At 36.0% G+C, this 23,960-nt stretch carries 25 protein-coding genes and 1 pseudogene; 20 read left to right on the plus strand and 6 right to left on the minus strand.

Annotation, left to right across the window (positions count from 1 at the left end; translation table 11 throughout):
- Positions 1–71 precede the first annotated feature (71 nt).
- On the plus strand, positions 72–308 hold the full coding sequence (locus ABH966_RS15505) for a hypothetical protein (protein ID WP_370079853.1): 237 nt from the start codon (positions 72–74) through the stop codon (positions 306–308).
- 26 nt (positions 309–334) lie between these two features.
- Positions 335–925, plus strand: a complete 591-nt coding sequence (locus ABH966_RS15510; RefSeq protein WP_370079855.1) for a hypothetical protein — start codon at positions 335–337, stop codon at positions 923–925.
- Between the two features lie 302 nt (positions 926–1,227).
- Here the strand turns inward: ABH966_RS15510 and ABH966_RS15515 are convergent, their stop codons facing one another.
- A complete protein-coding gene (locus ABH966_RS15515; protein ID WP_370079857.1) occupies positions 1,228–1,674 on the minus strand; it encodes a hypothetical protein in 447 nt (148 codons plus the stop codon).
- Positions 1,675–2,180: 506 nt separating this feature from the next.
- Here ABH966_RS15515 and ABH966_RS15520 point away from each other — a divergent pair.
- The 4 genes from ABH966_RS15520 to ABH966_RS15535 all read left to right on the plus strand — a co-directional run bounded on the left by ABH966_RS15520 (position 2,181) and on the right by ABH966_RS15535 (position 5,309).
- On the plus strand, positions 2,181–2,414 hold the full coding sequence (locus ABH966_RS15520) for a hypothetical protein (protein ID WP_370079911.1): 234 nt from the start codon (positions 2,181–2,183) through the stop codon (positions 2,412–2,414).
- A gap of 366 nt (positions 2,415–2,780) precedes the next feature.
- Positions 2,781–3,101, plus strand: a complete 321-nt coding sequence (locus ABH966_RS15525) for a hypothetical protein (protein WP_370079915.1) — start codon at positions 2,781–2,783, stop codon at positions 3,099–3,101.
- A 398-nt stretch (positions 3,102–3,499) separates the two neighbouring features.
- Positions 3,500–4,435: an alpha/beta fold hydrolase gene (locus ABH966_RS15530; protein ID WP_370079859.1), complete on the plus strand. Its 936-nt coding sequence runs from the start codon at positions 3,500–3,502 to the stop codon at positions 4,433–4,435.
- A gap of 415 nt (positions 4,436–4,850) precedes the next feature.
- Positions 4,851–5,309, plus strand: coding sequence for a hypothetical protein (locus ABH966_RS15535; RefSeq protein WP_370079861.1), 459 nt, complete (start codon positions 4,851–4,853; stop codon positions 5,307–5,309).
- A gap of 121 nt (positions 5,310–5,430) precedes the next feature.
- Here the strand turns inward: ABH966_RS15535 and ABH966_RS15540 are convergent, their stop codons facing one another.
- Both ABH966_RS15540 and ABH966_RS15545 read right to left on the minus strand, forming a co-directional pair.
- Entirely contained in the window at positions 5,431–5,853 is a 423-nt protein-coding gene (locus ABH966_RS15540; RefSeq protein ID WP_370079913.1) for an NUDIX hydrolase, read from the minus strand.
- A 229-nt stretch (positions 5,854–6,082) separates the two neighbouring features.
- Complete coding sequence (locus ABH966_RS15545) at positions 6,083–6,244, minus strand: hypothetical protein (protein ID WP_370079917.1); 162 nt, start codon at positions 6,242–6,244, stop codon at positions 6,083–6,085.
- A 426-nt stretch (positions 6,245–6,670) separates the two neighbouring features.
- On the opposite strand from ABH966_RS15545, the gene ABH966_RS15550 reads away from it, so the two are divergent.
- A complete protein-coding gene (locus tag ABH966_RS15550) occupies positions 6,671–7,081 on the plus strand; it encodes an Asp23/Gls24 family envelope stress response protein (protein WP_132356667.1) in 411 nt (136 codons plus the stop codon).
- A gap of 82 nt (positions 7,082–7,163) precedes the next feature.
- On the opposite strand, the gene ABH966_RS15555 is transcribed toward ABH966_RS15550, so the two are convergent.
- A complete protein-coding gene (locus ABH966_RS15555) occupies positions 7,164–8,333 on the minus strand; it encodes an MFS transporter (protein ID WP_370079863.1) in 1,170 nt (389 codons plus the stop codon).
- A 592-nt stretch (positions 8,334–8,925) separates the two neighbouring features.
- On the opposite strand from ABH966_RS15555, the gene nusB reads away from it, so the two are divergent.
- From nusB to ABH966_RS15570, 3 genes are all read left to right on the plus strand, one after another.
- A complete protein-coding gene (gene nusB / locus ABH966_RS15560) occupies positions 8,926–9,306 on the plus strand; it encodes a transcription antitermination factor NusB (protein WP_142507174.1) in 381 nt (126 codons plus the stop codon).
- 33 nt (positions 9,307–9,339) lie between these two features.
- Positions 9,340–10,206: a bifunctional methylenetetrahydrofolate dehydrogenase/methenyltetrahydrofolate cyclohydrolase FolD gene (gene folD, locus ABH966_RS15565; RefSeq protein WP_370079865.1), complete on the plus strand. Its 867-nt coding sequence runs from the start codon at positions 9,340–9,342 to the stop codon at positions 10,204–10,206.
- A gap of 168 nt (positions 10,207–10,374) precedes the next feature.
- Positions 10,375–11,190, plus strand: a complete 816-nt coding sequence (locus ABH966_RS15570; protein ID WP_370079867.1) for an undecaprenyl-diphosphate phosphatase — start codon at positions 10,375–10,377, stop codon at positions 11,188–11,190.
- Positions 11,191–11,263: 73 nt separating this feature from the next.
- On the opposite strand, the gene ABH966_RS15575 is transcribed toward ABH966_RS15570, so the two are convergent.
- Together ABH966_RS15575 and ABH966_RS15580 are read right to left on the minus strand one after the other, a co-directional pair.
- Complete coding sequence (locus tag ABH966_RS15575; protein WP_370079869.1) at positions 11,264–11,803, minus strand: GNAT family N-acetyltransferase; 540 nt, start codon at positions 11,801–11,803, stop codon at positions 11,264–11,266.
- A gap of 138 nt (positions 11,804–11,941) precedes the next feature.
- Positions 11,942–12,059 (minus strand): annotated as a pseudogene (locus ABH966_RS15580) (IS1595 family transposase); the annotation flags it as partial.
- Between the two features lie 565 nt (positions 12,060–12,624).
- On the opposite strand from ABH966_RS15580, the gene xseA reads away from it, so the two are divergent.
- The 10 genes from xseA (at position 12,625) to ABH966_RS15630 (ending at position 23,957) form a co-directional block, all read left to right on the plus strand.
- Entirely contained in the window at positions 12,625–13,977 is a 1,353-nt protein-coding gene (xseA, locus tag ABH966_RS15585; protein WP_370079871.1) for an exodeoxyribonuclease VII large subunit, read from the plus strand.
- A 2-nt stretch (positions 13,978–13,979) separates the two neighbouring features.
- A complete protein-coding gene (gene xseB / locus ABH966_RS15590) occupies positions 13,980–14,213 on the plus strand; it encodes an exodeoxyribonuclease VII small subunit (protein ID WP_370079873.1) in 234 nt (77 codons plus the stop codon).
- A gap of 3 nt (positions 14,214–14,216) precedes the next feature.
- The gene (locus ABH966_RS15595) at positions 14,217–15,098 is read left to right on the plus strand and encodes a polyprenyl synthetase family protein (protein WP_370079875.1); all 882 of its coding nucleotides are present in this window, start codon (positions 14,217–14,219) and stop codon (positions 15,096–15,098) included.
- Between the two features lie 164 nt (positions 15,099–15,262).
- Positions 15,263–17,164: a 1-deoxy-D-xylulose-5-phosphate synthase gene (gene dxs, locus ABH966_RS15600; protein ID WP_370079877.1), complete on the plus strand. Its 1,902-nt coding sequence runs from the start codon at positions 15,263–15,265 to the stop codon at positions 17,162–17,164.
- Complete coding sequence (locus ABH966_RS15605) at positions 17,164–17,982, plus strand: TlyA family RNA methyltransferase (protein WP_370079879.1); 819 nt, start codon at positions 17,164–17,166, stop codon at positions 17,980–17,982. Before dxs ends, ABH966_RS15605 begins: the two co-directional genes overlap by 1 nt.
- Before the next feature lie 100 nt (positions 17,983–18,082).
- A complete protein-coding gene (gene ahrC / locus ABH966_RS15610) occupies positions 18,083–18,532 on the plus strand; it encodes a transcriptional regulator AhrC/ArgR (protein WP_079561797.1) in 450 nt (149 codons plus the stop codon).
- A gap of 35 nt (positions 18,533–18,567) precedes the next feature.
- Positions 18,568–20,259: a DNA repair protein RecN gene (gene recN, locus ABH966_RS15615; protein ID WP_370079881.1), complete on the plus strand. Its 1,692-nt coding sequence runs from the start codon at positions 18,568–18,570 to the stop codon at positions 20,257–20,259.
- Positions 20,260–20,380: 121 nt separating this feature from the next.
- Positions 20,381–21,328 (plus strand): SpoIVB peptidase S55 domain-containing protein, encoded by a 948-nt coding sequence (locus tag ABH966_RS15620; protein ID WP_370079883.1) that lies wholly within the window; start codon positions 20,381–20,383, stop codon positions 21,326–21,328.
- A 339-nt stretch (positions 21,329–21,667) separates the two neighbouring features.
- Positions 21,668–22,459 (plus strand): sporulation transcription factor Spo0A, encoded by a 792-nt coding sequence (gene spo0A, locus ABH966_RS15625; RefSeq protein ID WP_370079885.1) that lies wholly within the window; start codon positions 21,668–21,670, stop codon positions 22,457–22,459.
- A 733-nt stretch (positions 22,460–23,192) separates the two neighbouring features.
- A complete protein-coding gene (locus ABH966_RS15630; RefSeq protein WP_370079887.1) occupies positions 23,193–23,957 on the plus strand; it encodes a response regulator transcription factor in 765 nt (254 codons plus the stop codon).
- Positions 23,958–23,960 lie beyond the last annotated feature (3 nt).

The raw sequence follows: 23,960 nt of genomic DNA on the forward strand, positions 1-23,960 counted from the left end.
AGGGAATAGAACACCCATCAAAGTTCTTAATTTTATTACCTCCTAACTTTTATTAGTTAGGAGGTTTTTTTATGTCCCAAAATATACAGAGAACAGGGATATTTGATTTGAATGACTTTACAGGAGGCATACAGATACCAAACTTTAATGGAGCATTTCAACAGGATGACAAAGAGCTAATTGCACCTCCAAAATTTTTAGTGGACGTCACAGAATTGAGCTTCTGGAAGCCCACTTCTTCAGAGATGGAAGGAATGAAGTGCTTTTTTCTTTATAGAACATATGTTTATATTGTATATTGTAAATAATCAAAAAAAGAAAGGAGTGACGGGTAATGACGAAAGGGAAGAAAGATTGTTTTGTTATAGAACTCAAGTTACTTATAGATACATGGCAAAAGGATATTCTATTAAAACGTTTTGAAATTGCCCGTACACTCTATAATACAACTTTGTCTTATGCAGTAAAACAATATACTTTAATGCAAGAATCAAAACACTATCGAAAACAATTACGTTGCTACCAAAAAGCGAAAAAATCGAATGATTCAAAAGAGTTGAAGCAGACTGCAAAAGAATTAGATAACATTCGTCAATCTTTTGGGTTAAGTGAATATCAACTGCATGCGTATATTAAAAAGCATCAACATAACTATAAAAAACATATAGATAGCAATACTTCTCAGAAGATCGCCTCTACTGTCTGGAAAGCGGTTCAAGATGTTCTATTTAAAGGGAGTAAAGAACACTTTAAACGTTACGGAATGCTTCATTCTGTAGAAGGGAAATCTAATAAAGCAGGCATTCGATTTAAAGAGAATATTGTCTATTGGAATGGATTAACCCTTCCTGTGCGTATTCGCAAACAAGATTTGTTTGTAATTGAGGGGTATTCCTTCGTAGGTAGAGCTACCTGCCTTCGTTAAAACTTATTGCCAACACAACATCGGTTGTGTAAATAAGAAAGTCTTATGGAACAGAGGATAAATCAAAGATGTTGTACACAGGACATGGCAACACCATCTGTGGAGAGCTTTGTAACGCTTCTCTTAAGTACATAAGAACCCCACTGCTTTAGCTGTGGGAGTAGTCAGGAGAAGGGCATCAAAATCGCTAATGCATTGCTCTTTTTTAAAATTATCTCCAAGCATTTCATTTGCCAACAATCCCATACACGGTCTTTGTGCCAATAGTGATTAAAAAAAACTAGAGACGTTTGCATTCGTCTCTAGTCATTTTTTAATATTAATTTTCGGGATTTTACATCGTAAATTTCGTAACCCATAGTAAACATATTGTCTTTTGTAAACATATTTTCTTTTGCAACTGACACCTTACAATAGTAAGGAATTGACATACCATAAGCATCCAGTTCAGGAATATCGAATGAGGTATATTGTTCACCAGTTTCGATCATTTCAAAAGTTGCTGATGTACGGCGTCCGAATGAACCAACTTCGATCGTACACTCTCCACTAATAACGTCATAATCTTTTTGGATAATAGATTTTAGACTCGGTAGGGTAATCACTAATAACGTAACACCTACTAAAAAACCAAAAAGAGACTTAAATCCATCGAAAGATAGCAATTCTTTGTCTTGATACATAAAAATTAATGATATAGCTTGCGAGAGAGCGAGTATTAATCCTATTGAGAGTACTATATAATACAATTCTTCACTTCCTATGTATAACTGTTGAATATTTCCTTGTGCAAATTTGAAGTTGGCCTAACATATTTTATCGTATTATTCTTATCAAGGTAAACAGGATTATTATTCATGATTAATTTGAATAAAGGGGTCTAAAGCTAAAGGAAAGTTTAAAGAGCGTAAACGAAGTTAGTTGAAGGCGAAGAAGAAGAAGTCAGACGCAACGCAATCATTAAGGATTATCAATACGGCGTTTCAATTGTTGACATTCGCAAGACTTACAAAGCCGGAAAAGGAACAATTTATCGATTGCTTGGACGTGAAGGAATAAAACGATAACAAAACGATCAACGAAAGAATTAAATCTCGTTTGTTGGTCGTTCTTTTTTGCGTTGAAAGTGCGTGACCCCAAAGCCCTTTATTCTGACAGGTGCATTCTGGTGTTCGGAACTTGCGCACAGCTTTTAAACATTTTGAAGAATAATAGTTATAATATACACATTAATATTTGTAAAGATGGTGAAACGATGGAACAGATGATAAAGGAAATGATGTCTCCAAGTAATCAATATAAAGTTCAAATTATAAAAAGGAGGGATGGTCTTTATACAACAGAAGTATATATGTGGCAAGAAGACTGCGGATATGAATTTTGGAGTCCAATAAAGATAGGATTGAGTTTAATTGAGACAGAAGAAGGTGCAGTGACATTAGCCATTGAACATTTAAGAGAATACTCTGGTGAAATTATCATTCTTTAGTTACCTCACTTATTCAACGCTGTCAGACGTATCGAGATCGTTTAAGTGGATAGTTGGTAGTCATGAGCAATATATAGAATTTAGTTATCCCGATTAACTTACGTCAGTTTTGCGTTAAAAAAATAAGCGCAGGAATCCCCACAAGCTCATAACTCGTTTTAATAGCCCAAAATAAAAGTCATGACAGCCGATTATCATGTTGTGTCAAGGGCATTATACTCCGAATTAAGGAGAGTGATTGACGGTGCATACACGAAATTTATCAGTAGACCAAGTACGCATAAAGCTAGGCTTACATACTAATAAGAATGCTTTTGTCTTGGAGATATCGGAATTGTGAGAGGCTAGGTAGTTATGGAGGTTGTAATGGTTTATATTACTCGTAAGCAGAATTCGAGGTCAGGCTTATTTGATTTAACAGTATTGCCACCTTTTATGAAGCATGTTATTTGGATGTGTTATAATCAAATTTATGAAGAAATCTACACTAACGGTGCAGTATGGTTAAATGAAATAGGGGGACAGATGATGGATAATCAATATGTCGTAGGTTGGGGTACATTGGCGTTGATAAATGCTGCACTTGCACAAGGGAAGAATAGAACAGGGTTCAATTGGTTTTTACTTTCTCTTTTGTTAGGCCCATTAGCAACACTAATTTTATTATTTGTTGAAAAGAGACAGTAACACTACATATTCACAATAATTTATATAAGTTAATAAAGTGAGAAGCGTGGTAATGTAGACTCTCACTTATTCAATTAGGGTGTTTAATAAGTCGATTATTGATCGGCTTATTTTTTATATACTAATGTACTTTTTAACGCTTAAATAAAATATCTTTTTTGGAAAAATGATACAATAAATATAATTCAGGCCAACATCAAAATATGTACTTGCAATGGTGGCGAGTTTTAGTTCCGAAAGCAAAGCTGTGCCGACGGAAAGCATTCACCTGTAACGGAATATACAGTCAAGCATACATTTTGATGAAGAGCCATAATTCAAAAACTAAATTGTTCCTTATTTTAAACAACGCGGTAATTACAAGTTGGAACAAATCGATAGTAAGGAAGGAGAAGAAAATGAAAACTCAAGTGTCAAACTATATAAAAATAGGCTCTTCAGAACAATTTATTTCTATTTTTGGTGAAGATAACGATCTGCCTCTTTTAGTGTATTTGCACGGTGGTCCAGGTGATGCCGCTTTACCACTGATTTATAAATATAACTCAGAACTTGGAAAAACGTTTAATGTTGTAGTCTGGGAACAAAGAGGGGCGGGGAAATCTTACTATACTTTTTCGGAAGAGGAACAAATAACTATTGAAACTTATATAGAAGACTTATACAGTTTAATTCATTATTTGTTAGAAACGTTTAAACAAGAGAAAGTTTACCTTTTAGGTCACTCATGGGGAAGTGTCCTAGGCTTAATTTTCATTAAAAAATATCCACAATTAGTACATAGTTATTTTGGATGTGGTCAAGTAGTTAACATGAAAAAAGGATTGCAGTGTCAATATGATTTTGTTTTGAAAGAAAGTCGAGAACAAAATAAAAAAAAGATTGTTCAGCGATTGGAAAATATTGACCTTTCATTGACTCAAAAAGATTGGTTAAACGATTTATTATTTGTTACTAAATTAGTGGTTCGATACAGACATTCTTTATATGGGAAAAGCAATTACAACCAACTGGTAAGGGATTTCATTTTTTCATCAAAGTACACATTTAAAGATTTAATCAATCGCGAAAAAGGTAGTCTACAATCTATACAATATTTGTGGCAAGAGCTCATGGAAATTGATTTTAGTGAATACAAGAGTTTCGATGTCCCTATTACGTTTTTTGAGGGGCGTCATGATCAGCATGTTTCTTCTTCATTAGTAGAGGATTACTATCACACGATAAAAACGACAAAAAAACTCATTTGGTTCGAAAACTCAAGTCATTTTCCCCAGTGGGAAGAGTCAGTCAAGTTTAATCAGTCTTTGATAAGTATCAGAAAGCAGAATTAATGAACAATGACGTCTTTAAATCAGCTCAATTCAATACGAATTTCCTAGAAGAGAATGATGTTTTGGGGACAAGCAAGGAATTGATTCGTTAACAACGGAATAAAGCGCTAACGTCTATTTCTTATACTTTCTGACTTTTACTAGTCAGGAGGTTTTATTCAGGCGTAGATTTATAGGACGAGATTATTTTAGACGAACGATTATTGCAATTAGAGAATATATAGAAAAAGAAAGGGGAAAAAGCTGATTGTTTACAAATTAACAATATATGAATCAAATTAATAAAAATGCATATATCGAAGAAATGATACATATCCATGTGATAAAACAAAAAAATATGAAACGGATCAGAAAATATAAAAATTGTTTTGTAACGTAGTATAAATGAGTTCGCCAAATATTGAGGGGGATGTGCATGAAGAAGAAATATTTTTTATATTTAGCAGCTCTTTTTGGACTCACCTTAATGGGGTGTTCAAATACTAATGGATTGCCAGGAGGAAAGCCTCCAAAAGTCTATATAGAAATTGATAATAAAAAATTTGAAACTACACTCGGTACCTATTGTTGGCCAAATAAATGCGTTGATACCGCTGGACCAGTTGAACTATTAGAAGGTAAAAAACCTATAAAAGTTAAATCTGGTAAAAATATAACTCTTGTGATGGAATACGAACCAAAACCAAATGAATTTAATCTTGTCCTAATAAGTGATAAAAAGGAAACTGAAGTAATGGTGAAAGACAATCGTTTTACCGCACCAACACAACGTGGAGTTTATTATTATTCATATGGTGTATGGTGGAAGGATGAAAAGGAAGCGAATTTATCTCGTGGCGACGCTTTCTACGCCTTCGCTTTAGAAGTAGATTAGGTAGTTCATTAAAGGGAGCTATTATTGCACAACGTAAGGAAAAAATTGCTCCCTTTAGAGTAATTCGAAAACATTATGTTTTTTATACTGCTACTTTTATTTCCCCATTATTTCACCTACTTTAGAACAGTGCTAATTCAGCATATTTGATATACTCTTTTAAAAATTTAGGAGCTTGAGGGTTGTTAAGTATTTCTTCCGTAGCTAATAAAAATACTTTTTCTACTTCTTCAGGTTGTTTAACAAAAATATCACCTGATTCATATTCACAGAGGAAAATAATATCAACAACGTTTTCACCTTTATTTGTTACAAATGAAGTGCTATGTATATATTTTAAATTCTCTTTAATTTTAATACCAATTTCTTCAAAAACTTCTCTTTTTAAAGTTTTTTCTAATATATTTGATGAAATTCCTTCAATATCTACTTTTCCTCCAACAAGTGAAAGTAATCCACCCGCATGTTCTTCTTTTTTACTTCTTTCAACAATTATCCACTTATCATCTTTTCTTATAGCCCCTTCAACATTGACAATAAACAAATCTAATTCCCCCATACTGAAGAAACCTACGAAGATTTCTTCGCTTTTCAATTTTTATCGAGAGGTTATTTGAATTTAACGATTAAAATTTTGGATTTATCGCCCAACTTTTTATATTTATCGATCTCGCTTAAAAGCGGTTTTGTTTGTGAAAATACATTGACTCTGCAATTTATTTAAATTTTCTAGAGTTAATTTCATACGCAGAAACTTAGAATAAATGTTCAATTTAATTGCTTGTATTTTCTTCTGTATCTCGGTTGTTCTTCTTCAATATTTCAATAATTTCTTTATTTTGTTCCCGTATATCCTTCATAATTCTTTCTATTGCTAAACCTGTGAAAACTAAAATTAATACTAATATAAACGTAAAAATATCCATGTTGTTCAATTCCTTCTCCTACATATTTCTTAATTATTCAGAAAATCCGTATATAAGAGAATTATAGTGTATTATGATTGTTTATTGAAATCAAAATGGAAAAAATGAAATATTTTGGGATGTTGATTATCGGAATAAGAAGTCGTAGGTGATAAAATCAACGTCAGGTTTCCGAGTGAAAAATGGCTAGTAGGAGGATTCAATCTTCTGTAAGTTAAATTTGATTATTTTACAAAGAGGGAAGTGGAAAATTTATTGAGAGGTAGCGGTTGTTTTCGCTTTTCATTTTTATCGCCCAACTTTTTAAATATATAGACATAAATCTGTCTCATATAAATTAAATCTGCTTTACGAAGCCAAACCTCCCTTTTTATAGTATAATAAGCGTAAGTACAGCATTTGTTTGTGATGTGTAAGGGAAAGGATGATATTTGTATGGCAGAGAAAGTAGGACAATCTTTCGTACAACCAACGCCTTCTGGAAAAGAAGAACTTGGGAAAATTGAAGTAGCAGCGGAAGTAATCGAGGTTGTTGCTGGAATCGCAGTGAACGAGGTAGAAGGGGTCGCGGCCACTCGTGGTAATATTGCTACTGGCGTAGTAGAACGCTTCGGTAAAAAAGTTCACAATAAGGGCATTAAATCGGGTGTTACTGAAACTGGTGAGATTGCCATTGATGTATTTTGCTCTGTAAAATACGGCTATACAATTCCGAAAGTGGCGAAGGAAGTACAAACTCAAATTCGCCAAGCGATTTATAATATGACAGCACTTGAAACAGCAGAAGTGAATGTACACATTACAGGTATTCACTTTGAAAAAGAAGAAGTAGCCGTACAAGAATAAAAAGAAGGGTTGCCTATAGGGCAATCCTTCTTTTTACGTTATTAATGGAAATTGATCAGCAGTGATTAGTATTGCTATTTTATTATATTTCAATATGCTTTGGTTTTCTCCAGAACAAAGCAAGGATAACACCGAGTGTTAAAACAATTGTCGCAAAGTAATATGGGTAGTTCAAATTGATATCGAACAATACTCCACCTAAAATAGGGCCGAAGATATTACCAAGACTTGTAAACATGGAGTTCATGCCACCAACGAACCCTTGTTCATTACCAGCTATTTTTGATAAATAAGAGGTAACGGCAGGACGAATTAAATCGAAGCCGACGAAAATAAAGAATGTGACAAATAATATTGCGAAATAGTGGCTTACAAATGTCATAGCAAATGTTAAAACAGCAGATAGGACGAGTGAATAACGGATAAGATTAATCTCGCCCATTTTCTTTGTTAGCCAATCGAATAAAACTAGCTGAGCAAGAGCCCCGACTACTCCACTTCCCGTAATAATAATCGCGATATCTGAAGGTGTAAATGCGAATTTATGATCCACAAATAGGCTAAATAACGATTCAAATGCAGCTAAACCAAATGATAATACGAAAATAAGCACGAATGGAATAAGGTATAGTGGGCTAAAAATACGCTTCATACTGCCTAAAATTGATGGTGCAGACTGTTCATCATCGGCAGCACGTGTCGGTTCTTTTAGTAAAAAGAATGACAAGAGCGCTGCTAAAAATCCGAGTATACCAGCAGCATAAAACGGTAAGCGCGTTCCGAATTCGGCCAAAAATCCACCGATACCTGGTCCGATAATAAAGCCAGTACTAATCGCTGCGCTCATGTAACCTAATGCCTTTGGACGTTGTGACAGGGTTGTAATGTCAGCGATATATGCAGTTACCGCAGGCATGATGAAAGCAGCACTGATACCACCTAACATACGTGAGATAAAGAGTATTTCAACTGTGCGTCCAAGCCCGAATAATAGCTCTGAAAAACCGAATATAAAAAGACCCGCAACGATCATAATTTTACGGCCAATGTTATCCACCATTTTACCAGAAATCGGCGAGACGATAAGTTGAGTGATAGCAAATGCGGCCACCATATAACCAACGACAGAGCCTGAAATTTTCAGCTCATTCATAAGTGTTGGTAGCACAGGTATAACTAAACCAATACCTAAAAAGGCAATGAATAAATTCGATAATAAAATACTTAAAGTTAAAAGTTGTTGCTTATTCATATTGTTCTCCTTCAATCTTTCACGATACATGAATCAAAGTCTACTAGAATATTTCCAAGTAATACAATAAACCCTATAGTAACTATAGAGTCAAAAGATTTGTTTTAACTTTTTATAAGTGTGGAAGTATTCGTTCGCGGTTATACAAAGTGTTATATATTTCTTTCATACGATGTCAATGGAGCAGGCATATTTATTTCTCTACGTTCATTCATAAAATGCCCTTACTGGTAAGAGCTAAAGAAGTTTTATATCGCATCAAAATGAATTTTATATTTACAAATATCGCAGTAAAATAGGCGGGATTTGCGTTCGTTCTTTTACGGCTTGTACATATAACTTCATAATGCGTAATGAACACCTGAAAAATGATGTTTAATTTCCTTAATTATAACATTCTTGGTATTTAAACAATAAAGGTTGATTTTTAATTTCAATATATTTCTTAGAAAAGTTAATTGCAGGGTGTTAAAATAAGCAAAAAGTTGCTTGAAAAAGGTATCAGATTATTTAAAACTTGCTTGAATTCGTGTTTCTCTCACGAATTTATGCTATTATAAACCTTAATGCCACTTAAGAAGGAGAGCTTTACATGAAACGACATGAGGCACGCGAAAAAGCGTTGCAAGTTTTGTTTCAGCTAGACAATACTGAACTAACAGTAGAAGAAGCAATGGGTCATATTAAAGGACAACCAACAAATGTCTTCTACGAAAAGATTGTTACTGGAACAGTTGAACATTTAGAGGAAATCGATGCTACTATAGAGCAGCATCTTGAAAAGTGGTCACTTGCCCGTTTACCTAAAATTGAAAGAACGGTTTTACGTCTAGCTGTATACGAGATTTTATACATGCCAGAAACACCAAAAAGAGTAGTACTTAATGAAGCAATCGAGTTATGCAAAACATTTGGCGACGATGGCTCGTCGAAATTTGTTAATGGCGTACTTTCTAAATTTACAGAACAATAAAATGTGTTGAATTGGAAGGAGTAACTAAGGTCTATGTCAAGTGCAATTATTAATGGTAAAGAAATTGGTCAAGAAATTCGTAATTCAGTAGCAGAGCGAGTAACGCGTTTAAAAGAGCAAGGATTAACACCAGGCTTAGCGGTTGTTTTAGTAGGAGACAACCAAGCCTCGGCTACATATGTGAGAAATAAGCAAAAATCTTGTGAAGCGATTGGTATGTTTTCTGAGTTAATCAAACTGCCAGAAGAAACTACACAGGATTCATTATTAGCACAAATCGAATTATTAAATAATCGTGAAGATATTCATGGTATTTTAGTACAATTACCACTCCCAAAACATATTGATGAGGATATTGTTATTGCCACAATTGCTGTGGAAAAAGACGTTGATGGCTTCTCACCAGTAAGCGTTGGGAAAATGATGCTTGGCCAAGAAACATTTTTGCCTTGTACACCGTTTGGCGTAATGAAACTTCTTGAATATTCAGGAATTGAAGTAGCAGGAAAGCACGCGGTCATCGTGGGGCGTAGTCATATCGTGGGTAAACCAATGGGACAACTACTACTACAAAAAGATGCAACCGTTACATATACGCATTCCAAAACACCGAATCTACCTTCATTCACTAAACAAGCAGATATATTAATTGCGGCAGTTGGACGTGCAAACTTTATTACGAAGGAACACGTTAAAGAAGGAGCAGTTGTTATAGATGTTGGTATTAATCGTGATGAAAATAACAAGCTTTGCGGTGACGTAAACTTTAGTGAGGTCGATGGTATTGCTTCTCACATTACACCTGTACCAGGCGGTGTAGGACCAATGACAATTACTATGCTTCTATTCAACACAGTTCAAGCAGCAGAAAATAAGCTTGCACATACAGTTAAGTTATAATTTTGAATGATTGAATGACTCTTTAGTTTGCAAAAAAGCTACCTCAATTTTTTTATTGAGGTGGCTTTTTTTGCATTATTTTACTTTTCAGGTATTCTTTATGAACTTTTCATTGCCTTCAACGTCTAATGTAATGTTTGGGTCATACATTTTAATAGGGAGGTTTTTATGGAAAACATAGATTTAATACTTATAATCAAACATATCATTATCGGTCTTGTACAAGGATTTACTGAGCCAATTCCTGTATCATCGAGCGGACATGTTATGATTGCTAGCGAAATTCTTGGTCTTGGTGAGCAAGGTTTTACTTTTGCTATTTTAACGAACACAGCTTCTTTACTAGCTATTGTCTATATTTATCGAGAGGATATTGTCCGACTCATTACAAACTTTTTCCTGTATCTCAAAACAGGAAAGAATCGTTATAAAGCTGATTTCCGTTTTGCCGTTTTCATTGTGATTGGTTCTATTCCAGCAGGCGTTTTAGGTGTTTTATTAAGGGATGTTATTGCGGATAATGTTAGTATGACTACGATAGCACTTATGCTATTTGTGACAGGTATTGCCCTATGGCTAATCCGTAATATGCGTGGTACGAAAAAGGATGCGGATTTGACTGCAAAAGACGCCATTATCGTAGGTCTTGGTCAAGCTGTAGCTTTAACACCTGGCATTAGCCGTTCAGGAGCGACCATTATTTCAGCCGTTGCAGTTGGTATGAAGCAGGAAACTGCTTTGCGATTTTCCTTCATGCTTTATATTCCTGTAAGTCTTGGTGGGGTTGTCCTTGGAATTTCAGATTTTTTAAATGAGCCAAATAAAGGTGTATTAGCAATTCCATACGCTTCGACATTTATTGTGACATTATTTATGACTTATTTTGCAATGCGTTGGTTTATGGGAATCATGAAAAGTGGCAAGCTTAGCTACTTTACATATTATTGCTTTCTTGTAGGTATTCTCTTATTAATATTTTATTAATTTAGCTATGTTAAAGAATATTGTTAGAAGGGAACTACATCTTTGGAGTTCCCTTTCTCTATTTATGCTCTTGCTAACTGACGAACTCGTGTTTCAGAATACTCATTCTTAAACGGTCAATAAATTCACCATTTCTTAGTCGGTCCTGTCTTAGTATACCTTCTTCAACATACCCAATTCTCTTATAAGACTTAATTGCTTTTGCATTGTCAACTTCTACTCTAAGCCAAATCTTGTTAAGGTCTAATTCATTAAAGCCCCACAAAAGCATTTCTTTCATTGCAGATAATCCATAGCCCTTACCCCAATAGGTTTTATCTCCTATTGCCACCCCTAGTTCTGCATGTTTGTTGAGTGTGTCGATGTTCTTCAAATCTATCCAACCTATATGCTTTCCTTCTTCTGTAATGATCGCTTTTTGTTCATATCCATTTGTTTTGGTAATGCACATTTTAATCCAACCTTCAGTTTCTTCCCTACTAAAAGGTGGATATTTCGCTGGCATATTTAAATGTTTTATCACTTCTTTATCAAGACACCATTGATAACGGTCTTCAACATCATTAAGAGTTAATTCTCTTAAATTGACTTTTGGTAATTCAGTTGTATTCATCCTCTTTCCCCCTGATTATTTTTCTAAATGGAAAATTTTGATAGCTTGAGTTTATCATAGGTAACAATCGTTGAGAACAAGCAATTTTCAATAATGATCTTGCTACCTGTTGTATCATCATTACGGTTATTTTGTGAAAAATTGAAAGCAACTTAAATAATGGTCAAGGTATTTCGTCGCCACGCCATTAAATCGACTTATCCAGCTTTCAAACGACTATGAAAACTTTTTACATTCGAATATGATAAACCCCTTGACTCGTTTCTTCCATCTGAGTTCGTTCTTATCAAATATCAACAAAGTTCTTAAACATAGGTATTAATTTAAAAAGCCTCATAACTATATTTAGTTGTGAGGTTTTCTTGATGTTGAAAAACGAAATGGTAGGAGTTCTAAATTAGAGTAACGACCTAAAGACACATATAAGAGAAATGGTTGATTGGAGTGGAGGCTGGACGCCCCCAGGAAAGCGCCCAGTCGGAACGGAAATCAACCCCTCGCTTTGCATTGAAAGCCATACTTTATTTAATATATCCCTTAGTTAAAAATAACATGAAAATCTCATAGCTTTGTGATTCTTTATTTTATTTCAGTGAATTATCGAAATTTTTAAATGCGATTCGTTTGCATAAGCAATATCATTTTAAAGAAGCTTTATTCAGGTAACAATACTATAGAAATGTTATAGTAAGGTTTTCAATACTATGAAAGACAGTCGTTTTTTCTAACGAAACTGCATTTTGGCACGTCAAGCGCAATAAAAAATGTTATGATAGGTGTAGTTTTGTGAAAAACTTGATTTTAGTAAAGGAGCCGGGAAAATGTCATCTGCTTCTTATTTAACTGTAAAAGCATTAACAAAATATATTAAACGGAAATTTGATGCTGATCCGCATTTACGTGAAGTCTATGTAAAGGGAGAGCTATCCAATGTCAAGATTCATCAATCAGGACATATTTACTTTACATTAAAGGATGATGGAGCACGAATTGCGGCTACCATGTTTAAAACTGCAGCCACAAAATTAGCGTTTGAACCAAAGGAAGGTATGCAAGTATTTATCCGTGGAGATGTAAACGTTTATGAAGGCTACGGTACATATCAATTATATGTACAGGAAATGCAACCAGATGGAATAGGTAGCCTGTTTGTTGCCTTTAACCAGCTGAAAGAGCAGTTACAACAAGAAGGACTTTTTAAAGCTGAGTGGAAACAACCAATTCCGAGGTTTCCAGAAAAAATTGGTGTTTTAACGTCAACAACAGGTGCTGCCATTCGAGATATCTGTACAACATTAAAAAGACGCTATCCACTTGCTGAAGTTTTTATTTATCCAACCCTTGTACAGGGAGCACAAGCAGCGCCAAATATTGTTCAAAATATTGAGCGAGCAAATATCGATGCGAGTTGCGATGTACTGATTGTTGGGCGTGGCGGTGGATCGATTGAGGATTTATGGGCATTTAATGAGGAAGCTGTTGCACGAGCGATTTTTGGAAGTCGTATCCCGATTATTAGTGCAGTAGGTCATGAAACCGATACGACTATCGCGGATTATGTAGCTGATTTGCGCGCTCCGACACCAACGGCAGCGGCTGAAATGGCTGTACCTGATCAACAAGATTTATATCAACGGGTGCTTACACAAAAATCACAACTGCATCAAATCGTGAGAGCGCAACTTATGGCAGAACGTCAGCGTCTAAATAAGCTCCAACAATCTTATCCGTTGTCAATGCCAGAACGCCTATATCGACCATTTACGGAAAGGCTAGCACAACTTGAATCGGGATTACAAAAAGCAATGCAGGTCGATTTAATGAAGAAAAAAGCAAAGTTTCAACAATTACATAGTGCGGTAGAGCAGCACTCGCCAAAAAAGGCATTAGCTTTCCATCAACGAGAGCTAGAAACTCACGTCCAACAATTAACTCGTGCTGCAACTCATTATGTAACGAAACAAAAACAACAATTTGAGGCAACTGTCAGAACTTTAGAAGCATTGAATCCACTTGCCATTTTAACAAGGGGCTTCACGGTAGCTTATAAAGATAATCAAATGTTAAAATCATCAGTTGATGTAAAGCCACAGGATCAATTAACACTTTCCTTCCATGATGGAAAGGTTATTGCTGATGTGGTAAAGATCTTGCCGAAAAATGAGGGGGAATAATTGTGGCAGAGAAACAACAAACTTTCGCAGATGCAATGACGGCACTTGAGGAAATTGTCCGTCAGTTAGAGCAAGGTGATGTGCCTCTAGAAAACGCGATTGATTTATATAAACAAGGTATGGAGCTATCACAATTTTGCCATGGCAAGCTGCAACATGCTGAGGAGCAGTTAATTTCTATTGTCCAAGAGACAGGTGAGACTACGGCATTTGATCCACTAAAGGGAGAGAACTAAGAAATGAACGAGCAATTAAAACATTTTATTGAAAGCAACATACCACAAGTTGAAGCTGAAATGTTTGCACTAGTCGAGAAAATTGATGCACCAGCCAATTTAAAGGAATCAATGCTTTATTCATTAAAAGCTGGAGGTAAACGTATTCGCCCTCTTTTCGTATTGGCTGTTCTTGAACTATACAATACAAATTTAAAGAATGGATTAACTGTAGGATCAGTCATTGAAATCATCCATACGTATTCGTTAATCCATGATGATTTACCAAGTATGGATAATGATGATTTCCGTAGAGGTAAGCCAACAAATCATAAAGTTTATGGTGAGGCATTAGCGACACTTGCAGGCGATGCATTGAATACACTTGCGTTTGGCATATTGGCACGCATGGATGTATCAGCTGAAAAACGCATTGAACTAGTCAATCTGTTAAGTAAAGCAGCTGGTGCAGAAGGTATGGTTGGGGGTCAAGTACTCGATATGGAAGGTGAGAAGCGTCAGCTCAACATAGCTGAGCTTGAGCATGTCCATATTAATAAAACGGGCGCTCTATTACGATTTAGTATTGAAGCGGGAGCAGTATTAGCTGATGTAACGCAAGAAGAACGCGAAACTTTAAAGGAATATGCGCATCATATCGGTCTTGCCTTCCAAATTCAAGATGATATTTTAGATATTGAGGGTACTACAGAAGAACTAGGTAAAACTGCAGGTAAAGATGTAGCAAGTGATAAAAGCACATACCCGGCTCTATTATCTTTAGATGGGGCAAAAGAAAAGCTTGCTGAGCATTATCAGCATGCCATTAACGCACTAGATAAATTGGAAGTAGACGCCAACTTATTACGTGAGTTTGCAGCCTATATTGTACATCGTAAAAACTAGGGGAAAAACGAGGCGTTAAAGGCATATAATATGCTAAAATAGGTGAGGGCGTTTGCCAATGTGCAAACAATAAAGTGTTCGTACTTTTAGCATATTAATAACACTGTTATAATAGTGGAAACACGATTACGGTGAATAATTTATTGAAAAGGTGTGTGAGAAAGGTGGATTTAAATAAGATAACTAGTCCAGCCTTTTTAAAAAGCTTAGATAAGAAGGGTCTTGAGCGACTTGCAGAAGAAATTCGTACCTTCTTAATCGAAAAATGTTCTGTCACGGGTGGTCATATTGGACCGAACCTAGGTGTTGTGGAGCTAACGATTATGCTCCATAAAATGTTTGACAGTCCAAAAGATAAGTTTTTATGGGATGTTGGCCACCAAGCTTACGTGCATAAAATTTTGACAGGTCGTGCAAATCAATTTGATACATTACGTCAGTTCAATGGGCTTTGTGGTTTTCCGAAGCGTGTGGAGAGTGAACATGATGAGTGGGAGACAGGTCATAGCTCGACATCTTTGTCAGGAGCTATGGGTATGGCAGCAGCACGAGATATCAAAAAAGATAAGAATTTCGTGATACCAATTATTGGAGATGGAGCTTTAACTGGTGGTATGGCTCTTGAGGCATTAAACCATATCGGCCATGCTAAAACAAATATGATTGTCATTTTAAACGATAATGAAATGTCAATCGCTCCAAACGTCGGAGCGTTACACAATGTACTAGGACGTCTTCGTACAGCCAAAGAATATTCAAAAGCCAAAGAAGAATTGGAATCGCTCATTAATAAAATTCCAGTGCTAGGTGGTAAGCTTGCTACAACGGCTGAGCGCGTAAAGGATAGCTTAAAATATTTAGTAGTATCAGGTGTGTTCTTTGAGGAGCTTGGCTTTAAATATCTTGGTCCGATTGATGGACATGATTTTGATGCTCTTGAGACAACTTTATCACAAGCTAAAAAAGTAAAAGGCCCAGTGCTCGTTCATGTCATTACGAAAAAAGGCAAAGGTTATAAACCTGCTGAAGATGATACAATTGGTAATTGGCATGGGACAGGACCTTATAAAATTGAAAACGGTGCCTTTGTAAAGTCTGAGACGAAAGGTCCAGCTTGGAGTAGCTTGATTGCTGAGACAGTCCGCAAAATTTCTCATGAGGATAAACGCGTTGTCACTATTACTCCTGCAATGCCAGTGGGTTCAAAATTACAAGGGATCCAAAAAGATTTCCCAGAACGTTTCTTTGATGTAGGGATTGCTGAACAACATGCAGCAACGATGGCGGCAGGTTTAGCGACACAAAACATGAAGCCGTTTTTAGCCATTTACTCAACATTCCTTCAACGTGCCTATGACCAAGTGCTACATGATATTGCACGTCCAAATCTAAATGTCTTTCTAGGGATTGACCGTGCAGGCTTAGTTGGCGCAGACGGTGAAACACATCAAGGCGTATTTGATATTGCATTCCTTCGTCATATACCAAATATGACAATTATGATGCCAAAAGATGAAAATGAAGGTCAGCATATGGTGAAAACAGCCATAGACTATGATGGCGGTCCAATTGCATTACGTTATCCTCGAGGTAATGGTATAGGTGTTCCGTTGGATGATGAGCTTATGAGGTTACCAATTGGTAGCTGGGAAGTATTACGTGAAGGTAAGGATGCAACGATTTTAACCTTTGGTACGACCATTCCAATGGCAATGGAAGCAGCCAATATTTTAGCGCAGCAAGGTGTAGAGATAGAGGTAGTCAATGCCCGTTTCATTAAACCGATGGATGAGGATATGCTTCACCGTATATTAACAAGCCGTAAGCCAATATTGACGATTGAAGAGGCAGTCCTAAAAGGTGGTTTTGGTAGTGGTGTATTAGAATTTGCCCATGACCATGGCTATTTAAGTGCAATAATCGATCGTATGGGAATCCCTGATCATTTTATTGAGCATGGTAATGTAGATCAGCTTCTCGCTGAAATTCATATGACGGCTGAGGATACAGTGGCACGTCTGCATGTGTTACTTCAACAAAAACAGCAAGTAGGTTTGAATAAATAATGACAAAACAACCAAAAGAACGTGTAGACATTTTACTTGTAGAGCGTGGACTATGCGAAACGCGAGAAAAAGCAAAGCGCTCTATTATGGCAGGGCTTGTTTTTTCTAATGAAACTCGCATCGATAAGGCGGGGGAAAAAATTGCTATAGATGCACCACTACAAGTAAAAGGCTCTGATTTAAAATATGTTAGTCGTGGCGGCTTGAAACTTGAAAAAGCGCTACAAATTTTTGATATGTCTGTAGAGGGGAAGCTAATGCTTGATATTGGCTCCTCTACAGGAGGTTTTACAGATTGCGCATTACAGAATGGTGCAAGACATTGCTATGCATTAGATGTTGGTTCTAACCAACTAGCATGGAAGATCCGTTCTGATGAACGTGTAACTGTAATGGAAAAAACAAATTTCCGTTATACGACAGCGGCAGATTTAACAGAGGGCTTACCAGAATTTGCAACAATTGACGTTAGCTTTATTTCATTATCGCTTATTTTACCTGTCTTAAAAACAGTGTTAATGCCAGGTGGCGATGTAATGGCACTAGTGAAGCCTCAGTTTGAAGCTGGGAAAGAGAATGTCGGTAAAAAAGGCATTGTTCGTGATAAAAAAGTACATTTAGAAGTTTTAGAAAAAACTGCTGCAATGGCGACAGAGGTTGGCTTTGTCGTTAAGGATGCTTCGTTTTCGCCAATTACAGGAGGCGAAGGAAATATTGAATTTTTATTCCATTTAGTGAATCCTGTAGGTAATGAAGAAATTCCTGCATATACAGCTTTTAATGCACTCGTTGAAGAAGCGCATAGTGCACTAAAATAACACGTGCTCTCTTATAGAGCCGTGTTTTTTCTTGTGCTTTTATGTTTAAAATGGTAGTGTAAATATACAAATATTCAACTATTTATAAGAGGTGACCGACATGAATAAAGGACAGAGGCATATACGAATTCGGGATATTATTGCCAATCATGAAATTGAAACACAAGATGATTTAGTCGATTTTTTAAAGGATGCAGGCTATAATGTGACACAAGCAACAGTATCACGTGATATTAAAGAGCTTCATCTTGTGAAAGTACCTTTACAGGATGGACGCTATAAATATAGCTTGCCCGCAGACCAACGTTTCAATCCTATACAAAAATTACATCGTGCATTAGCTGATGCTTTTGTCAGCATTGATGGTGCATCACACTTTTTAGTAATGAAGGCTCTTCCTGGTAATGCCAATGCTATTGCATCACTACTTGACCATTTAGATTGGCCTGAAATTTTAGGTACTATTTCTGGAGACGATACTATTTTAATTATTTGTCGTAACGAAGATGAGCGTGAAAATACAAAAAATCGCTTATTAGAAATGCTATAAAATAGCAGGGTAATTTGATACAGAGGTGACAATTTGTGTTAAGAGAGCTTAGTATTCGAAACTTTGCCATCATTGAGGATTTAACAGTTAGTTTTTTAGATGGTTTAACAGTTTTAACAGGTGAAACGGGTGCAGGAAAATCAATTATTATCGATGCCGTGCATTTACTTGCTGGCGGCCGAGGGAATTCCGAATTTATTCGTCATGGAGCTAAAAAGGCTGAATTAGGTGGTTTATTTCAAATTTCAAGTTCTGGGCATCCTGTTTATAAGAAACTTGAAGAGGCGGGCATAGAAATAGAAGAAGATACCATTATTCTACGCCGTGATTTAAATGATTCTGGAAAAAGTGTTTGTCGAGTAAACGGTAAACTTGTGCCATTATCTGTACTACGTGATATTGGGGCTAGTCTTATCGATATTCATGGTCAGCATGAAAATCAAGAGCTTATGGATGAGAAACAGCATATCTATTTACTTGATCATTTTGCTGAGGAACAACTAACACCTATTCAAGATTTGTACAGTTCTCAATACGATGAATATCGTTCACTTAAAAAAGAATTAGCTTCGATTTCGATTGACGAACAGTTAATGGCGCAACGTATTGATTTGTACCAATTCCAAATGAAAGAGCTAGAGGATGCCAACTTAAAACTTGGCGAGGAAGATGAGTTGCTGGATGAACGTCGCCGTTTAATGAATTTCAATAAGATTTTCGAACGCTCGAGTGCCGCATATGAAGCTATTCAAGGTGATTCAAAAGGCCTTGACTGGATTGGCAATGCAATGGGTGCATTAGAAGATGCTGCGACAGTTGACGAGCAATTTAAAGAAGCATCAGAATCTGTCACGACTGCATTTTATGCATTACAGGATGCTGCTTACCAGGTCAAAAATGTATTGGATGAATTAGAATTTGATCCGGCTCGATTAAATGAAGTTGAGCAACGTTTAGCCTTAATACAAAATTTGAAGCGCAAATATGGTTCAACAGTTGAAGAAATTTTAGCGTATTACGATAAAATTAAAACAGAGTTAAATGAGCTTTTAAATCGAGACGAAATTTTACAAGTAAAAGAACGAAAAGTATTGGAAATGGAAGCAGTATTAACTGAACTTGCTGCAGAACTTTCTACTGTTCGAAAGGACGCTGCACATAATTTAAGTGAAGCTATTATGGCCGAACTACGTGAATTACATATGGAAAAAGCAAAATTCATTGTTAATTTTGATGAATTGCCTTACTTTGATGCAAATGGTAAAGACCAAGTAATTTTTTATATTTCTACGAATGTCGGTGAACCGCCAAAATCTTTACCGAAAATTGCTTCTGGTGGAGAATTATCGCGTATGATGCTTGCGTTAAAGACGATTTTCTCCTCCTCTAATGGCATAACATCTATTATTTTTGATGAGGTAGATACAGGTGTAAGTGGTCGTGTAGCACAAGCAATTGCAGAAAAAATTGCTGCAATATCCGTTAATTCTCAAGTTTTATGTATTTCGCATTTACCGCAAGTGGCTGCGATGGCCGATCATCACTATTTTATTAAAAAAGAAGTCGAGCATGATCGAACATTTACGTCATTACTGGAAATAGATACGAATGCTCGTATTGAAGAAATCAGTCGCATGATGTCTGGAGCGGAAATTACAGATTTAACTTTGCAGCATGCAACAGAGCTCTTAAACATGGCTAATGCACGAAAAAAACAAATGAGATAGCAAAAGAATCCAGAAACAGCTCGTTGTTTCTGGGTTTTTTCTTTTTGCGCAAATATTTACCGCTTATAAGAACGCCACAAAAACACATAGTAAAAAGACAAAAATAAAAAGGAGGTGTCGTATGTATCGTCGTTGGCGTCAATTTGTCATTTTGCCTATGCTCATCGTTTTATTATTCATGCCCGTAAAGGCTTTTGCCGCAAAAAAGCTTATTCCGATGGGCGAAGCAATTGGTATTCAACTTCAGCTATCACATGTATTTGTAGCACATGATGTACTGTTAGCTTCCAATCAGTGGATGAAAGGAGGCGCTGTAATTGAAAAAATAAATGATATTACAGTAAAAACGCTTGTAGATGCCAAAAAAGCTGTTGCTCGGCAAGGACAACAGAAATGGACGATAAAAAGTGAAGGAAAAGAAATGACACTTGATTTACAGGAGCAAGAAGCAGAACATGTTATTTCCTTTCTAAAAGATGAAACAGATGGAGTAGGAACATTGACATACATTGATCCAGAGACAAAAAATTACGGTGCATTAGGCCACCAAATCGTTGATTCAACGTTACAAGAAGCCCCTATTTTTCATGCTGGCTCCATTTTTTTAGCTTCGATTCAACAAATTCGTAAAAGCATACCCGGTCAACCTGGCTATAAAATATCCTCCATTGAAAAACATCATAATCGATTAGGGAGTATAGATAAAAATACAGTTTATGGAATTTTTGGCCGTTGGGAAGACGGTTATCAACAAAGTTTGCCTAAAGCAATTGAAATTATGCATGAAAAGGATATAAAAACAGGGAAGGCTGAAATCTATACTGCGATTGAGGGCAGTAAGGTGGAAACTTTTTCAATAGAAATTACCAAGGTTGAAAATGAACGCCTTGAATTCATAGTAACTGACAAAAAGCTCATTGAAAAAACCGGTGGTATTTTGCAGGGGATGAGTGGCAGTCCTATCATTCAAGACGGTCGTTTTGTAGGTGCGGTTACACATATGTTTGTGGAGGAGCCAAAAAAGGGAGCAGCGCTTACAGTAGCAGAAATGTTAAAAAAATCATCTTAAAAGAAGGAGCTGCCAAAAAGGTAGCTCCATTCTTCATGAAAATATCTTGTTCATCAAGTATTTCGTTTATTTATGAAGCGATTTGCGATACTAAAAAAAAACTGTAGTTTTATCTCCGTTTTTTCTCTAAAATAAATGATATAAGCATTCGAAGCTTTGCAGGTATTTATCATAACTTGTCGATATAAAAAGAAAGTATCGGACTACATACTCATTTTTGGAAATTGAAAAGGTTTTTAAAACGAAAATGTCGAAAATTCCAAAGTGTGCAAAAATTGCATTAGGGGATAGGTGACGCTTTGGGGTATTTCAAAGCACAGTTCAAAAGGAGGAATTTAAATGACAAAGGTTAAAGTAGCGATTGCAGATGATAATCGTGAGTTATTAAAAACGATGGAGCAGTATTTTCAAGGGCATCCTGAAATTGAAATAATTGCAACTGCTTCAAACGGGAAAGTTTGTTTACAAATGCTAGAAGAATTCGCACCAGATATTTTGCTTCTAGATATAATCATGCCGCATCTTGATGGGTTAGCTGTTTTAGAGTCGATGTATCAAAATGAACGAATGTCATCAATTCAAGTTATAATGTTAACTGCTTTTGGCCAAGAAGATGTGATGAAACAAGCTGTAGACTTAGGTGCATCCTATTTCATGCTAAAGCCATTTGAATTTGATCAATTGGTTCAAAAGATCTTACATTGTGCTGGGCAGAAGGCTACACTCCCTAAAAAGACAAGTGTTTTACAACCAGCTGCACCTCAAAAATTAAATCAACATCAATTAGATAGCACGATTACAGCCATTATTAAAGAAATCGGCGTTCCAGCTCATATTAAAGGTTACTCTTATTTGCGAGAAGCTATCCAGATGGTGTTCGAAGATATCGAGTTATTGGGCTCTGTGACGAAAATTTTATATCCAGAAATTGCTAAAAAATTCAATACAACGCCATCACGAGTTGAACGTGCGATTCGTCATGCCATTGAAGTCGCGTGGAACCGTGGCAATTATGAATCAATTTCGTCGATGTTTGGTTATACGGTGCATCATTTAAAATCGAAACCGACAAATAGCGAATTCATCGCCATGATCGCAGACAAGATTCGCATCGATATGATGGCGAGTTAAGGTTAGAGCCACAAAAGATTACAGGACTTATTTAGAGAGAATTCATTGAATTTATACCCACTAATTACTGAGATCATAATAATTGAATTAAACTATGAAACACATTCATTTATGGGAATTCCCATTCATGGAGGTGTTTTTTTTTATGACTAATTTCGATAATGAAATAGTCCGTTTTATGTTGGATTGTGTGGCAAAGGGACTAGACGAATGCAAAGGTCTAGTTTCTTATTTGTCTTTTTTAGTCAGCATGAGCTAGCTATTGGTGGATACCTAGTAATACCAATTGCAACTAAACTTGACAGGTTATGACGTTTCTACCACATACAAACGTCTAGGATATCGCTAGAAGCCTCCTTGTTGGCTTTGGTAACTGAATGGTGCTGCCGAACATAAAGGGCAGGAATGGAAGGTCTGAGTGGCTATGGCTACGCAGAATATACAATACATTTTCGTTGTTGCCGTGTTCTACATAATTTGTGAACATGTTACGAGAGCGTGTAGCAGACGATAAGACGTTTCGGGGGCAGAAGTATCATTTAAAAAATCAAGACTTTTAACATTTTATAAATAAACTTTTCTTGAAATAGAACAATCTAGTACTATAAAAGTAATAGATCTTTTTGGAACAGCTTGTACTTTCTATGACATAATTTCTTTCTTAAAAAATAAATAGAAGTGGTTTGTTTGAATTGTAAAGCATGCTCTTTAATGAATTATATAGTAGAATAGTATGAAGATAGTTAAAAATGGTAAAATAAGCTATAGAAATTTAATTAAAGAGGTGGTTAAATTGCCTTTTAGAAATATTTTAATTGTTGATGACCATATAGAAATTATTCAATTAATGACTGATTTTCTAGAAATGGAAAATTACGAAGTTTATGGTGCTAAAAATGCTGAAGAGGTAGAAACACTGTTACGTCAAATGACAATAGATTGTATTATTTTAGACATTATGCTGCCTGGAACTGATGGCTTTACCCTTTGCAAGAGAATTCGAAAAGATTCAGAGGTTCCTATTTTATTTTTAAGTGCCAATCATCAAACCGATGCAGATAAAATTAGAGGTCTCATGCTTGGAGCTGATGATTATATTGTCAAAACGGCAAGTCCAAGTGAAATCGTGGCAAGGGTCAAGGCAGTTGAAAGAAGAATAGCTATACATTCTCGGAAAGCTATAGATGTGCAGAGGGTTTTATCTATCAATCAACTTGAATTAAACCTAGACACGAGGTCAGTGAGGGTAGGACAACAAGCAGTAGAGCTAACGACAATTGAGTTTGATTTATTATATTATTTTATGGAAAATGAGGGGATTGTGCTAACGTATGAGCAAATTATAGATAGAATATGGAATGACGATGTAACTGGGTTTCACAGTGTGCGAGTCCATGTTGCAAAATTAAGAGAAAAGCTAGCTCCTTTCGATACAGTTCCCGAGATAAAAACAATTAGATCCGTTGGTTACCAGTTGCATAAAGGAATGAGAGGATAAAAA

Source organism: Lysinibacillus sp. RC46 (genome assembly GCF_041262385.1).
GTDB lineage: Bacteria > Bacillota > Bacilli > Bacillales_A > Planococcaceae > Lysinibacillus.

Excerpts from the sequence above, each read along its gene's own strand:
- ABH966_RS15525 (WP_370079915.1), top strand. The coding sequence starts at position 2,781 with ATGGTTTATATTACTCGTAAGCAGAATTCGAGGTCAGGCTTATTTGAT.
- ABH966_RS15505 (WP_370079853.1), top strand. The coding sequence starts at position 72 with ATGTCCCAAAATATACAGAGAACAGGGATATTTGATTTGAATGACTTT.
- nusB (WP_142507174.1), top strand. The coding sequence starts at position 8,926 with ATGAAACGACATGAGGCACGCGAAAAAGCGTTGCAAGTTTTGTTTCAG.
- ABH966_RS15530 (WP_370079859.1), top strand. The coding sequence starts at position 3,500 with ATGAAAACTCAAGTGTCAAACTATATAAAAATAGGCTCTTCAGAACAA.
- ABH966_RS15595 (WP_370079875.1), top strand. The coding sequence starts at position 14,217 with ATGAACGAGCAATTAAAACATTTTATTGAAAGCAACATACCACAAGTT.
- ABH966_RS15575 (WP_370079869.1), bottom strand. The coding sequence starts at position 11,803 with ATGAATACAACTGAATTACCAAAAGTCAATTTAAGAGAATTAACTCTT.
- ahrC (WP_079561797.1), top strand. The coding sequence starts at position 18,083 with ATGAATAAAGGACAGAGGCATATACGAATTCGGGATATTATTGCCAAT.
- xseA (WP_370079871.1), top strand. The coding sequence starts at position 12,625 with ATGTCATCTGCTTCTTATTTAACTGTAAAAGCATTAACAAAATATATT.
- ABH966_RS15510 (WP_370079855.1), top strand. The coding sequence starts at position 335 with ATGACGAAAGGGAAGAAAGATTGTTTTGTTATAGAACTCAAGTTACTT.
- ABH966_RS15550 (WP_132356667.1), top strand. The coding sequence starts at position 6,671 with ATGGCAGAGAAAGTAGGACAATCTTTCGTACAACCAACGCCTTCTGGA.
- ABH966_RS15620 (WP_370079883.1), top strand. The coding sequence starts at position 20,381 with ATGTATCGTCGTTGGCGTCAATTTGTCATTTTGCCTATGCTCATCGTT.
- ABH966_RS15630 (WP_370079887.1), top strand. The coding sequence starts at position 23,193 with ATGAAGATAGTTAAAAATGGTAAAATAAGCTATAGAAATTTAATTAAA.
- folD (WP_370079865.1), top strand. The coding sequence starts at position 9,340 with ATGTCAAGTGCAATTATTAATGGTAAAGAAATTGGTCAAGAAATTCGT.
- ABH966_RS15555 (WP_370079863.1), bottom strand. The coding sequence starts at position 8,333 with ATGAATAAGCAACAACTTTTAACTTTAAGTATTTTATTATCGAATTTA.
- ABH966_RS15570 (WP_370079867.1), top strand. The coding sequence starts at position 10,375 with ATGGAAAACATAGATTTAATACTTATAATCAAACATATCATTATCGGT.
- ABH966_RS15535 (WP_370079861.1), top strand. The coding sequence starts at position 4,851 with ATGAAGAAGAAATATTTTTTATATTTAGCAGCTCTTTTTGGACTCACC.
- spo0A (WP_370079885.1), top strand. The coding sequence starts at position 21,668 with ATGACAAAGGTTAAAGTAGCGATTGCAGATGATAATCGTGAGTTATTA.
- ABH966_RS15520 (WP_370079911.1), top strand. The coding sequence starts at position 2,181 with ATGGAACAGATGATAAAGGAAATGATGTCTCCAAGTAATCAATATAAA.
- ABH966_RS15605 (WP_370079879.1), top strand. The coding sequence starts at position 17,164 with ATGACAAAACAACCAAAAGAACGTGTAGACATTTTACTTGTAGAGCGT.